This is a genomic window from Mesorhizobium sp. WSM4833 (assembly GCF_055811095.1).
The window spans coordinates 105,490-117,243 of record NZ_JBVVQG010000013.1; the positions used below are offsets into that span (position 1 = coordinate 105,490).

The 11,754-nt window shown below is 61.7% G+C and carries 17 protein-coding genes and 2 tRNA genes; 10 read left to right on the plus strand and 9 right to left on the minus strand.

The genetic code is table 11. The features are described from left to right. Positions 1-101: 101 nt before the first annotated feature. Together AC0L2D_RS24310 and AC0L2D_RS24315 are read left to right on the plus strand one after the other, a co-directional pair. Positions 102-329 (plus strand): DUF680 domain-containing protein, encoded by a 228-nt coding sequence (locus tag AC0L2D_RS24310; protein ID WP_013532449.1) that lies wholly within the window; start codon positions 102-104, stop codon positions 327-329. Between the two features lie 414 nt (positions 330-743). Continuing rightward, positions 744-977 carry a DUF680 domain-containing protein gene (locus tag AC0L2D_RS24315; protein ID WP_473542745.1) on the plus strand — a complete coding sequence of 78 codons (234 nt, stop codon included), beginning with the start codon at positions 744-746 and terminating at the stop codon, positions 975-977. Positions 978-1,028: 51 nt separating this feature from the next. Here AC0L2D_RS24315 and AC0L2D_RS24320 read toward each other — a convergent pair whose 3' ends face one another. The 3 genes from AC0L2D_RS24320 to purM are packed head-to-tail and all read right to left on the minus strand — an operon-like array spanning position 1,029 to position 3,362. After that, on the minus strand, positions 1,029-1,559 hold the full coding sequence (locus AC0L2D_RS24320; protein WP_013532447.1) for a SixA phosphatase family protein: 531 nt from the start codon (positions 1,557-1,559) through the stop codon (positions 1,029-1,031). Between the two features lie 13 nt (positions 1,560-1,572). Continuing rightward, the gene (gene purN, locus AC0L2D_RS24325) at positions 1,573-2,286 is read right to left on the minus strand and encodes a phosphoribosylglycinamide formyltransferase (protein WP_013532446.1); all 714 of its coding nucleotides are present in this window, start codon (positions 2,284-2,286) and stop codon (positions 1,573-1,575) included. Continuing rightward, on the minus strand, positions 2,283-3,362 hold the full coding sequence (gene purM, locus AC0L2D_RS24330; protein WP_013532445.1) for a phosphoribosylformylglycinamidine cyclo-ligase: 1,080 nt from the start codon (positions 3,360-3,362) through the stop codon (positions 2,283-2,285). Before purM ends, purN begins: the two co-directional genes overlap by 4 nt. A gap of 238 nt (positions 3,363-3,600) precedes the next feature. On the opposite strand from purM, the gene AC0L2D_RS24335 reads away from it, so the two are divergent. From AC0L2D_RS24335 to hdaA, 3 genes are read left to right on the plus strand one after another with little or no spacing between them, the layout of a single operon-like run. Continuing rightward, complete coding sequence (locus AC0L2D_RS24335; protein WP_013532444.1) at positions 3,601-4,128, plus strand: CDP-alcohol phosphatidyltransferase family protein; 528 nt, start codon at positions 3,601-3,603, stop codon at positions 4,126-4,128. A gap of 1 nt (position 4,129) precedes the next feature. Then, positions 4,130-5,332 carry an AI-2E family transporter gene (locus AC0L2D_RS24340; RefSeq protein WP_473542748.1) on the plus strand — a complete coding sequence of 401 codons (1,203 nt, stop codon included), beginning with the start codon at positions 4,130-4,132 and terminating at the stop codon, positions 5,330-5,332. Position 5,333: 1 nt separating this feature from the next. Beyond that, positions 5,334-6,038: a DnaA regulatory inactivator HdaA gene (gene hdaA, locus AC0L2D_RS24345; RefSeq protein WP_013532442.1), complete on the plus strand. Its 705-nt coding sequence runs from the start codon at positions 5,334-5,336 to the stop codon at positions 6,036-6,038. Positions 6,039-6,053: 15 nt separating this feature from the next. On the opposite strand, the gene AC0L2D_RS24350 is transcribed toward hdaA, so the two are convergent. Together AC0L2D_RS24350 and AC0L2D_RS24355 are read right to left on the minus strand one after the other, a co-directional pair. Beyond that, positions 6,054-6,335, minus strand: a complete 282-nt coding sequence (locus AC0L2D_RS24350; protein ID WP_013532441.1) for a hypothetical protein — start codon at positions 6,333-6,335, stop codon at positions 6,054-6,056. Between the two features lie 97 nt (positions 6,336-6,432). Beyond that, a tRNA-Pro gene (locus tag AC0L2D_RS24355) sits at positions 6,433-6,509 on the minus strand. Positions 6,510-6,649: 140 nt separating this feature from the next. On the opposite strand from AC0L2D_RS24355, the gene AC0L2D_RS24360 reads away from it, so the two are divergent. Next, positions 6,650-6,955 carry an ETC complex I subunit gene (locus AC0L2D_RS24360; RefSeq protein ID WP_013532440.1) on the plus strand — a complete coding sequence of 102 codons (306 nt, stop codon included), beginning with the start codon at positions 6,650-6,652 and terminating at the stop codon, positions 6,953-6,955. Between the two features lie 47 nt (positions 6,956-7,002). Further along, a tRNA-Arg gene (locus AC0L2D_RS24365) sits at positions 7,003-7,079 on the plus strand. Positions 7,080-7,165: 86 nt separating this feature from the next. Here AC0L2D_RS24365 and AC0L2D_RS24370 read toward each other — a convergent pair. The 3 genes from AC0L2D_RS24370 to AC0L2D_RS24380 are packed head-to-tail and all read right to left on the minus strand — an operon-like array spanning position 7,166 to position 8,079. Further along, positions 7,166-7,447, minus strand: a complete 282-nt coding sequence (locus AC0L2D_RS24370; RefSeq protein ID WP_127366829.1) for a hypothetical protein — start codon at positions 7,445-7,447, stop codon at positions 7,166-7,168. Positions 7,448-7,486: 39 nt separating this feature from the next. Further along, positions 7,487-7,768 (minus strand): helix-turn-helix domain-containing protein, encoded by a 282-nt coding sequence (locus AC0L2D_RS24375; protein ID WP_473542751.1) that lies wholly within the window; start codon positions 7,766-7,768, stop codon positions 7,487-7,489. Then, positions 7,765-8,079 carry a hypothetical protein gene (locus tag AC0L2D_RS24380; protein WP_473542752.1) on the minus strand — a complete coding sequence of 105 codons (315 nt, stop codon included), beginning with the start codon at positions 8,077-8,079 and terminating at the stop codon, positions 7,765-7,767. Before AC0L2D_RS24380 ends, AC0L2D_RS24375 begins: the two co-directional genes overlap by 4 nt. Positions 8,080-8,258: 179 nt before the next feature. Between AC0L2D_RS24380 and AC0L2D_RS24385 the strand changes: the two genes are divergently transcribed. Both AC0L2D_RS24385 and AC0L2D_RS24390 read left to right on the plus strand, forming a co-directional pair. Then, entirely contained in the window at positions 8,259-8,480 is a 222-nt protein-coding gene (locus AC0L2D_RS24385; RefSeq protein ID WP_024505020.1) for a hypothetical protein, read from the plus strand. Between the two features lie 259 nt (positions 8,481-8,739). After that, positions 8,740-9,528 carry a GGDEF domain-containing protein gene (locus AC0L2D_RS24390; RefSeq protein WP_473542755.1) on the plus strand — a complete coding sequence of 263 codons (789 nt, stop codon included), beginning with the start codon at positions 8,740-8,742 and terminating at the stop codon, positions 9,526-9,528. A gap of 66 nt (positions 9,529-9,594) precedes the next feature. Here the strand turns inward: AC0L2D_RS24390 and AC0L2D_RS24395 are convergent, their stop codons facing one another. Then, a complete protein-coding gene (locus AC0L2D_RS24395; RefSeq protein ID WP_473542757.1) occupies positions 9,595-10,344 on the minus strand; it encodes a glycosyltransferase family 25 protein in 750 nt (249 codons plus the stop codon). A gap of 381 nt (positions 10,345-10,725) precedes the next feature. On the opposite strand from AC0L2D_RS24395, the gene AC0L2D_RS24400 reads away from it, so the two are divergent. Further along, on the plus strand, positions 10,726-11,688 hold the full coding sequence (locus tag AC0L2D_RS24400; protein WP_127384695.1) for a glycosyltransferase family 4 protein: 963 nt from the start codon (positions 10,726-10,728) through the stop codon (positions 11,686-11,688). Positions 11,689-11,754 lie beyond the last annotated feature (66 nt).

An 11,754-nucleotide genomic window follows, 5' to 3' on the forward strand; every position in this document is an offset into this window, starting at 1 on the left:
CCGTCCAGGCTCCCGCTTCGCAGGGCGCTGACCGCAACCTCTTCGGCCGCTAATCGCGACTGCCGATATCGACCCAACCTTGAACTCAGGAGTAAATTAAAATGACCAAGATCGCTCTTACCGCTGCCGCCATCCTCGTTGCCACGGGCACCGCTTTTGCCGGCAGCGACAACTACGGCTCTTACAACGCCAACCAGCCTGTTGCGAACCAGTCCGTGTCCGACATCGACACCACGCACACCGGCTCGATCCCGAAGTCCGTAAAGACGCAGGGTGATGCCAATGCCAACGTGCCGGCTCAGTCGGGCCAGGGCATCTGGGGTCGTTGATTTCTGAAGTCTGCGACCACAAAGAGCGGTGGGCTTTGCCCGCCGCTCTTGTTTTTTATGCATGAGCAGGATTTCGGCCGACGGCATCGGTGTCGGAGCGCCGATCGTAAATCGAACCAGCTGGTTCAATTTATGTTGACGAATCGTGAACGGATGGCGAGCGCTGGCTCGATGAACCGCCGCATCATGCGTCAGGCACCCTCCTTATAAGCGTCTGAGATAAATTGATAAAACAGGGTGAGCTCAATCCCTTGGCCGACGTTCGAGGTCCCGATGCCGCGCGTGAGGGAACGTCTTCGTGATTGGAAGTCGGCGCACGAAAAACCCAGATCGAGGCTGTCCGAGCGACGCGAAATTTCCTCCCCAGGGGCACGCCACTAGACGGACAGAATCAGGAATACCGGAGTAAATAGAATGAACAGGATCGCTCTTGCCGCCGCCGCCATCCTCGTTGCCACTGGTGCCGCTTTTGCCGGCAGCGACAACTATGGTTCGGACAATGTCAATCAGCCGGCCGTCACCTCGCACGCGGTCAATGTCGACCACAGCTACACGGCTTCGACCCACAGGCAGGTCAAGCACCGCGACCTCACGCTGACGCCCGATTCGGTCCAGCCGGAATCCAGTCAGGGCAACTGGGGAAACTGACGGCTCAAGCGGATGTGCGGCGGGCTTGACCCGCCGCACCTGCCATGGACACTAGCCCAGGTCCTTCGGCCGCGGGCCCAGGTCCTTGGGCCGCAAGCAATGTGTCAGCCGGGCGGGGGACACGACGGACCAATCGCCTTTGAAGACCACCCGGGCGAGGGCTCCCGTCGGGAATTTTTCCTCAAGTCTTGCGATCGCCTTGGCGTCTGACCCCGGCCCGGCAAGCTGTCTGGCCAACTGCTCCAGGCCCGGATTGTGGCCAATTACCAGCAAGCTGCCGCTCGAAGCGTCGGTTTGACCAATCTGGCTCAGAATGTCCGCCGCTGAAGCATCGTACAGCGCCTTGAGGAATGCGACCTGGGGCGGGACGGGCAATTCCGCCGCCACAAGCCGCCAGGTGTCGCGGGTGCGCAGCGCCGCCGACACCAGCGCCAGGTCCGGCAGCCAGCCGCGCGTCGCAAGCTCGCGCCCCATCAACCGGGCTGCCTTCACTCCGCGTTCGGCCAAGGGCCGGTCGAAATCATCGAGATCAGGGTCGTCCCAGCTGGATTTGGCGTGACGAAGCAGGAGAAGCTGTTTCATCGCCGCTCTAAGCTCAAGGCGTGATGCGCGCCAGATGCTCGAGGTCGGCTTCCTCGCGCAGCGGATCCGGGGCCATCACCACCGAGGTGCCGTTGTCGGCATCGTCGGCAAAGTGGGCAAGCACGGTGCGGCCGGACTCCATGCGCGCCTTGCCTTCGGCGACCAGCCCCAGCGCCAGCGGATAGAGCCGGTGTTCAGTCTTCAGCACGCGGGCTGCCAATGTATCGGCGGTGTCGCCGACCATCACCGGCACGGCTGCCTGTGCGATGATCGGGCCGTCATCCATCTCGGAGGTGACGAAGTGCACGGTGCAGCCATGGATGCGGATGCCGGCGGCCAGCGCGCGCGCATGGGTGTCGAGCCCCTTGAAGGCCGGCAGCAGGGCAGGGTGGATATTGATCATGCGGCCCTGCCATTTCTGGACGAAGCCGGGGCTGAGGATGCGCATATAGCCGGCCAGCGCCACGATCTCGGCGTTGAAGGCGGTAAGGGCCGCGTCGATGGCGGCGTCATGCGCCTGCTTGCTGCCGTGGTCCGCACGCGAGACGACCTGCGTGGCGATGCCGCGCGCCCTGGCGATGCCGAGCCCGGCGGCATCCGCCTTATCGGAAATGACACCGACGATCTCGGCCGGGAACGACGGGTCGCTGGCCGCGGCAATCAGCGCGGTCATGTTGGAGCCGCGTCCCGAGATCAGGACAACGGTGCGTTTCCTCTGCGCGCTCATAGGCCGATCGAGCCCCGATAGATGACGCCTGCGTCGCGGCGCGGCACGATGCGGCCGATCGGCGTCACCGTCTCGCCGGCCTCCTGTAGCACGGCCGCGACCTGCGCTGCCTGGCCGGACGCGACCGCCAGGATCATGCCGATGCCGCAATTGAAGGTGCGCATCATTTCTTCCGGCGCCACGCCGCCGGTCTTGGCCAGCCACGAAAACACGGGAGGAACGTCGATCGCCTCGAGGTCGAGCTCGGCCGAAAAATCCTTGGGCAGCACGCGTGGAATGTTTTCCGGGAAGCCGCCGCCGGTGATGTGGGCGAGCGCCTTGATACCATGCGTGTTGCGGATCGCCTTGAGAATCGACTTGACGTAGATGCGGGTCGGCTCGAGCAGTGCTTCGGCCAGAGTGGCCTCGTCGTTGAACGGTGCCGGATCGCTCCACGACAGGCCGCTGACGGCGACGATGCGGCGCACCAGCGAATAGCCGTTCGAGTGCAGGCCGGAGGAAGCCAGGCCCAGCAGCACGTCGCCTTCGACAATGTCATCGGTGGGCAGCAATTGGCCGCGTTCGGCGGCACCCACCGCAAAGCCGGCGAGGTCGTAGTCGTTGCCGTGATACATGCCGGGCATCTCGGCGGTCTCGCCGCCGATCAGCGCGCAGCCGGCCTGGCGGCAGCCCTCGGCAATGCCGCCGACGATCGCGGCACCCTGGTCGGGATCGAGCTTGCCGGTGGCGAAATAATCGAGGAAGAACAGCGGTTCAGCACCTTGCACGACGATGTCGTTGACGCACATGGCGACGAGGTCGATGCCGATCGTGTCGTGCTTGCCGGCATCGATGGCGATCTTTAGCTTGGTGCCGACGCCGTCATTGGCCGCCACCAGCACCGGATCGGTAAACCCGGCCGCCTTGAGGTCGAACAGGCCGCCGAAACCGCCGATCTCGCCATCGGCGCCCGGCCGGCGCGTCGCGCGCACCAGCGGCTTGATCTTCTCGACCATGAGATTGCCGGCATCGATATCGACACCGGCCTCGGCATAGGTGAGCCCGTTCTTGCGCTTGTTCACGTCGCGCTTGCTCATTTCTGGTGCCCGTTCAGCAATTTTCCTTGTCGCGGGCTCTTCGCATGAACGGTTTCTGTCCGCAAGGATAACGGCCATCTCGGCCTACAAAACCGTGGACAGCGCGCACGTACAGGCGCTCGTGATTGGCGAAAGCCAAGCTGAAGGCCGCTCCCGTGCGGGCAGATCGGCAGCTCCTCCCTTGTTGCCACCCGCCATCTTCATCATCTATCTCCGACCAAGAGGAGGTGCCAGGCATTTGACCATCCCCAACCTGATCACCATCCTGCGCCTTGTCCTGGTGCCGGCGGTGGTGCTGGCGATGCTGCAGGCGCGCTGGGACTGGGCTTTTGCCGGGTTCCTCGTCGCCGGCATTTCGGACGGCGTCGATGGCTTCATCGCCCGCCGTTTCAATCAGCAGTCCACGCTCGGCGCCTATCTCGATCCGATCGCCGACAAGCTGCTGCTGGTTTCGGTGTTCGTGGTCATGGGCCTCATCGGGCAATTGCCGCTGTGGCTGGTCGTCACCATGGTGTCGCGCGACGCGTTGATCGTCTGCGCGGTCCTGCTGTCCGCCGTCATGGCCCATCCGGTCGAGATGAAACCGCTTTTCGTGTCGAAGGCCAACACCGCCATCCAGATCGTGCTGGCGGCGGTTGTGCTGGGTGAACTTGCCCTGTCGGTTCATCTCGACCCGCTGAGGCCGGTTCTCATATTGCTGTCCGGGGTCTTGACCGTGGCTTCGGCCGCAGCCTATCTCGTGACTTGGCTGAGGCACATGAGCTGACATGACGAAGGCTCCACTCCGGACATCCGAGACAGAAGCGGCGGCGATCGAGGCCGCGGCCGCCGACATCGCCGCGTCCGCGACCTTTCGCCGCCAGATCTTCTTCTGGCTGGCCGGCGCCGCGCTGCTGGCGCTTTTCCTCTATGTCTTCAGCGCCATCCTGCTGCCCTTCGTCGCCGGCATGGTGCTTGCCTATTTCCTCGATCCCGTTGCCGACCGGCTGCAGCGGCTCGGCCTGTCGCGTTTCATGGCGACGGTGGTCATCCTCATCACCTTCCTCATCGTGCTGGTCCTGGCCTTTGTCATCCTCATTCCGGTTCTGGCCACGCAGATGGCCGATTTCGCGGGCAAATTGCCGGAATATCTGACCCGGCTGCAAAGCCTGATCACCTCGTTCGATCCGAAATGGCTGGAGCAGAAGTTCGGCGTCAACGCCAATAGCTTGCGCGACGGGCTGAATTCGCTGCTGACCTCCGGCTTCGGTTTTGTCACCACCGTCTTCACCTCGCTGTGGAGTTCCGGCATGGCGCTGGTTTCTGTGGTCAGCCTGTTCGTGGTGACACCGGTGGTCGCCTTCTACATGCTGCTCGACTGGGACCGCATGGTGGCGGTCATCGACGGCTGGGTGCCACGCGACAACGTCCAGACCGTGCGCGCCATCGCACGGGACATCAACACCGCCACGGCAGGCTTCGTGCGTGGCCAGGGCACGCTGTGCCTGGTGCTGGGCGCCATGTATGCCACCGGGCTGACGTTGACCGGACTGAACTTCAGCATCCTCATCGGCCTGTTCGCCGGGCTGATTTCCTTCATCCCCTATGTCGGTTCGCTGACCGGGCTGGTGCTGGCCGTCGGCGTCGCCTTCGTCCAGTTCTGGCCGGACTGGACGATGATCGTCGCGGTCGCGGTCGTGTTCTTCATCGGCCAGTTCATCGAGGGCAACATCCTGCAGCCGCGGCTGGTCGGCAAGAGCGTCGGCCTGCACCCGGTATGGCTGATGTTTTCGCTGTTTGCCTTCGGCGCGCTGTTCGGCTTCGTCGGCTTGTTGATCGCGGTGCCGGCTTCGGCCGCCGTCGCCGTGCTGGTGCGGTTCGCAATAGCCCGCTATCTCGAATCGCCGCTCTACAAGGGCCGCGGCGCGGCACCTGTGCCGCAGCTTCCGGCCGATCGCGGCGGCGGCCACCGCACGCAACCGCGTCGCTGAAGTGACTGCCCAGCCAACCGACCCGCCGCGCCAGTTGCCGCTCGACCTCGGCCATGGCACCGGCTATTCGCGTGACGAACTCGTCGTCTCCGGCACCAACAACCAGGCGGTTGCGCTGGTCGACCGCTGGCCGGACTGGCCATCGCCGGTGGTGGTGCTGGCCGGTCCCGCGGGTTCTGGCAAGACGCATCTGGCCTCGATCTGGCGCGCCCGTGCCAATGCGGCGGCGGTCGACGCCAGGCGCATCGGCGACAGCATCGCCAATCTCGGCGCGCGGCCGGCGCTGATCGACGATGTCGATACCGGGACGGTTGACGAACAAGGCCTGTTCCATCTGATCAATGCGGTGCGTGGTGCCGGCTCGCAACTGCTTCTGACGGCGCGCCGCTTTCCCTCGGCCTGGGGTGTTGGCCTGCCTGATCTTGCCTCGCGGCTGAAGGCGGCTGCGACAGTCGAAATTCATGAGCCCGACGATCTCCTGCTGGCAGGCGTCATCACAAAACTCTTCGCCGACCGTCAGATCGAGGTCGAACCGCATGTCGTGCAATATCTGGTCCGCCGCATCGAGCGCTCGCTGGCGACAGCGATGCGCGTGGTGGAGCGGCTCGACCGGACCGCGCTCGAACGCAAGACGCCGATCACCAGGGCGCTGGCAGCCGAAACCGTCAGTGCCATGGATGAAGGGCAGGGCGAGTTCGAGATCTAGCCTGAGAGGCCGGTCTCAGAGCCACATTCTGGCGAAATGACGGACTGCGAGATAGACGGCAGAGTGAGCGGCGATATAGCCGGCGGCGACCAGCACAAACATCCCGATACTGACACGCCAGGAGCGGGAGACCACGGCGCCCGGGGCCTGCCTCGCCTGTCTGCGGCTTTCACGGTTGTTCCACATCGCCAGTGCGGCGCAGGCAATTGCCCACGTCACCATGACCGGAACCGTTATGCCGGCATAGGCAAAGTAGGCCGGTCCGAAAAGCGACACCCAGGCATCGATTCCAAGCATCTGACCCCCCTGTTTGCCGAACCGCGGCGCCGGACACACGGCCGGAGCCGCAGCAAGTGAACCGTATGGCTGCGCCGGGCATTGGGCTGTGAGGGGATGGTCGGAGTGGAGAGATTCGAACTCCCGACCCTCTGGTCCCAAACCAGATGCGCTACCAGGCTGCGCTACACTCCGAACGGTCTGTTGCCTATTCATTTCGGTGGTGCATGGCAAGTGCAAAAACCTGCGAGAGCAAAAACCTTGCCGCCGTGCGCATTGCGCAGTAATGACGGGCGAAGGGTGGCGATGCTGCCTTGCACAACAACGAGGTGGCCATGTCCGCGCGCATTTTCAGCCCAGCCAAAACCGCGATGCAGTCCGGCAAGGCCAAGACCGGTTACTGGGTGCTGGAATTCGATCCCGAGTCGCGCAAGAAGATCGACCCGCTGATGGGCTATACGACGTCGGCAGACATGAGAAGCCAGATCAGGCTTAGCTTCGACACGCGCGAAGAGGCGGTCGCCTACGCCGAAAAGCAAGGGCTCGCTTTCCGCGTCGAAGAGCCGAAAGAGACCAAGCGCCGCCAGATTTCCTATGCGGAGAATTTCCGCTATGACCGCAGGACGCCCTGGACGCATTGAACGGCGCCCGGCGCCAGAATATCCAGCCGGCCCAACGGCCGGCCAGCGGTCCCGTAGCTCAGCTGGATAGAGCACCGGCCTTCTAAGCCGATGGTCACAGGTTCGAATCCTGTCGGGATCGCCAAAGCCTATCGGTCCGTTCCGGACACATAGGTTACGGTTTATACCGGAGACATGGGCTTTCAGAGAGCGGTATCAGGTCTCGTGCGCTCAGACCGCTGCCGCCAGAAGCAGCGTTACCCCCAGGACCGTCGACGCATAGATCGTCGCTAGGAGCACGATCGGCCGAGGATACTCGGTGGGTGTTGCGAGGCTGGTAATGTCGGGACCCCGAAACGTTTCGGTGCCGGGCGACGGGACGTCGGCGGCGGTGGCAGCGTTGTCATTGCAAGCGCGCACAGAAAGGCGCTGGGTTATATCGGCGGCGATCAGAGGATCGTCCGCCACCAATTTCGACCAGTCCGAAACAATGCCGATTTCATGTTGTGACATCGCGCGCCTCCCATTTACGACCTAACAGCGATATCTAAATTATGTTCCACTAATAGTTTCGCCAGGCGGACCGCTCTTTGTCACTGCGGTCTTCTGATCGATGAAAACCACGCCCGCTGCCTCCAAGCCTCGACGGATGGCAGCCAGCTTGGCGGGACTGGGAATCCTTCGCCCGCTCTCAAAACTGCCAATCGTTCCTTCGCTGAGGCCGCACTTCGCGGCGAGTCGCACCTGCGACCACTTCAGGATCGCTCGTGCAGCTCTGCACTGCTGGGGTGTAAGGGGTTGTATCCCTGAGACGGTGGCGCTTCGCTTGTTCACATCCTGACGGTCCTTCGCTTCGGCGGGACACGGCTTTGCACCACGCGCACCTTGTCCAGATCCACCGTGACCATTGTCCCGAGCGACACCGTGACCTTGTCGCCGTCGATCCGCGAAACGTCCCCGGGCAATTCCATCTGCTGGCCCCTGGTCAGCCTGGTTGCCGGATCAATGACCGAATGCGGAAGACCGGGGATCGACACGCTGACGCGGTCCTTCGTGACGCGCTTCAGCACCGTCGCCATGACCGCCACCTCGTCGCCGACTTTATTGCCATGCTCTGATTCTGGGGCGGCATCTGCCGGCGTCAAGGATTAGCTGCGTCTGATATAGAAAAGTCCGCGGGCGTGGCTCGGCGCCATCGTATTATTTCGTTACTCGGCCTTTTCGGAACCTTCCCGCGCACGGCGCGTTCGGCCCGCTGTATTCGCGGACCCTCATATAAAAGTGGACAGGCGGGAGGCAAACAAGGGTGGGGAGGAGTGTTGCCATGTCGAAGCGAGAAATAGGGATATCTTCGGCCCTCGATCGGCGCATTGCCGATCTCAGGGCCAGGATGCAGGACGCCCGGATCACGGAATACGAAATGAAGACCTTTCAAAAAGTGGCTTCAGCCATGGGAGGCGACGGAGGCTCCCTGCGTCTCGATGCCGACGACCTGATCGCGGCATCCTTTGTCGTCGATGCGCTGGGTGAATCGACGCTCAACTGACGACGGGCGATCTGGCTTCGCGCGCCGTTTTGCCCTTGCCCGGCCGGCAATTGGCCCACGCCTTCACACTTTGAAACAGGATGGCTGCTTTCCAGCGGCCGTCCTGTGGCGTCTGCCCAAGCGTCTGTCGCAAGTCATAGGCAGGGGCTGGTTGGCCGGTGGATTTGATTCCGCCGCCGACATCGAATTGGAGGGAAAGTCTTATCAATTTGTTTGGGTTGGTGCGTCATAGTAGCGACGGCTAACGGAGTTGAACGCGATGAAGCTCGATCTGTCGCCGACGAGCTGGGGCAGGGTGATCGCTGTCACGGCAGTCGGTACGGCATTCTTCATTGCCGTGGCGTTCTTCGTCGATTCCTTCAATTTTCCCTATCTTTCGCCCGAGGCCGTGTGGCGGGCGCAGATGACCGACCTGATGCTGCCTTTGGTGCTGGGCGGCTCGTTTCTGTTTTTCCTGATGTGGAAGATTCGCCAGCTGGCCATCGCGCAGCGCGATCTCAGCGTCATCGCCGCGACCGACAGCCTGACGGCGGTGCTGAACCGTGGCGCCTTCTCGATGCTGGTCGAAGCCTATCTCGAGCAGACCCGCAAGCAGGAGCAGACCCGTTCGGGGGCGCTGCTGATCATCGACGCCGACCACTTCAAGTCGATCAATGACCGCCTGGGCCATGATTGCGGCGATCAGGCCCTCAAACTGATAGCGCAGGCGATCAAGGGGCAACTGCGTGGCAGCGATATCGTCGGCCGCATCGGCGGCGAAGAATTCGGCGTGTTTCTGCCCGGCGTGGATCCCTCGCAATCCCGGGTGGTTGCCGAAAGCATCCGCCGGCGTATCAGGGAGATGGAATTCTCACCCGGCGGCAGGCCTTGTCCGCTTTCCGTCAGCATCGGCGGCACAAGCTTTACCGGCCCGATCACATATGAGGAAATTTTCTCCGCTGCCGACAGAAGGCTTTACACGGCCAAGTCGAACGGACGCGATCAAGTCAGCTTCGATCCGGCCGGAACGTCTCCGGCGCCTGCGCCCGGCGTCGCCACCGTGCATTGACGGGTGACTCGGAACAGCACGCTGACTCGTGCAGGCCGTCGCGCAGCAGTGCTTTGGCTGCCGTCATCACGCTAAAGAGATAGTTTTCTCACGCCTGAAGCGGCAGATATCGAAAATCTGTCGACTTATGCGCCTTGCTTCGACCAGGAGCTTTTCGGCGGGACTCCGCTTTGGAGCGGAATTTGCTCTGGCTCTCACGAGCCGCTCCTCATTAAGAAGGCTGGTCAACCCGAAGGCCTTCTCGCGGATAAGGTCATTTTGCACACACAGTGCCGGCAACAGTTGGTAGATCGCTTTGCTTGACGATGTCGGAAGCGCCGGATCGAAGATAACGTGATCGGCGGGCGCATCGAGACTTCGGGCGATCAGATCGCGCGCTGCTTGCTTCGAAATGATGTACCCGGCCGCTCCGACGTGGAACCCATATAGCCTAACCACCGAAAACACCCGACTGACGCAGGTGCGCTTCATCGCGATGACGGTTTTCCTTAGGTAGGTTTCCAGCTTGACGATATCGGCGTTGGCCGGAATCCATCCATCATCAGAAAGCATTGGGCCAGCCGCTTCGGACAACAGGACGTCATCCTCGAAAATCGCACCAAAGGCATCTTCACCATCCGCGATGATGGTCCAGCAAACCTTGTGGCTCATAAGACAAGCCGCTTCCGTGGGGGTCAAACTTGGTGAAGTCGCAGCAAATTCCGGTCGACGCAACGCGTCCACGGCAGGAACCCGGTCGAACGAAACACCAACCTTCGCGAATTCAGCCGTGACATGGGCAAGTCGATCAGGAGACCGATCGAGGTTAATAACCATACTTCATTGATGCCCCCCACAGGCTATCTGTCAATAATTACTGTCTTGGATCTTGAAATAACTTGCTTAACCAAATAGCGAGACTCCGCAAGGGGTAGGCGACGCAGCTTGGGCTGCCAGTGATATTTTTGAGCAATAGATGGACGACTTAGCACTCACCGAGTGCCTCGTATTGACGTAACCTGCTTAATGGGCGACCGATATCTCGGACAGCTAAATATCAGCTGAAGGTGGATATCTCTGTTCACAGCCATTTTGTAACTGTTGCGTTAGCTCTGCTCGGCGACAAGTAACGCCTCCGAGCGCCATGTGGGCAGCACGGCAACGGCCAGATTTTCACTATCGGCAAACAGCCGGCCAGGCTAACAAAGCGCAGCGACCATGATCCATTTGTTCAACGGCTTTCAGGACCCCTTCGGTGGCAGTGACCTTGAAGCTCTGGAACTGTACCGGCTGTTGAGTGTCGATTCCGAGGTGCATCTGTGGGCAACCTCCTCCAGCGTGTCCGGCGAGTTGATGCGGAATTTCCCGATTCGCCGCGTCTCGCTGTCGAAGTGGGATGTACCGAATGGCGGTACCTACGTCTTTCTCGGCTCTCATTGGCGCAACAAGATATGGCCTTACCTGATCCCGCGGCCGCGCCGGCTGATCTATGTCTTCAATACCTTTCACCCGAAAATCATCTCGCTGACGAGACGCATGCCCCGCATGCTGAACTGGCCCGACGCCGAACTGGTGCTGATTTCCGATTTTCAGAGACGGATGCTCCAAGTCGATGGCACCGTGCATCCGTCTCCGATCGATATCGAACGTTTTTCACCACGGCGTCTGGGTTCGGATCGTCCCTTCACCGTCGGACGCTTGAGCCGCGATGGGCCGGGCAAACATCATCCCGATGACATACCCCTCTACGAGACATTGCTGGCCGAAGGTACAGCCTTGCGGATACAGGGAGGGATAGGGCTCAAGGACAGCCTCATGCCGCATCCGCAACTCGAACTGTTCCCACCCGGCCAATTTTCCGCCGAAGAGTTTCTGCAGACGCTCGACGTGTTTTATTATCGCACCGGTTGGCATATGGAAACCTTCGGTCGCGTGGTGTTCGAGGCGATGGCCTGCGGGTTGCCCGTGGTCTGCCATTCGTATGGCGGTTATTCCGACCATATCAGGCATGGCGAAAACGGTTTCTTGTTCGAAACGACGCAGCAGGCGGCGCGCATCCTGGCCGATCTCAAAGCCGACCCGGCGCTGCGGGCGGCAGTGGGCCTCAAGGCACGGCAGACCGTCGAGCAGATCTATTCTTCCCAAGCTGTGCGACAGAGGCTGGATTTCTACCTGCGTTAGCTGCACCGTCATCCCTTGGGCCATGGGACATCCTTGGCGCAACAACATGCCCGCTGTCATCGATCT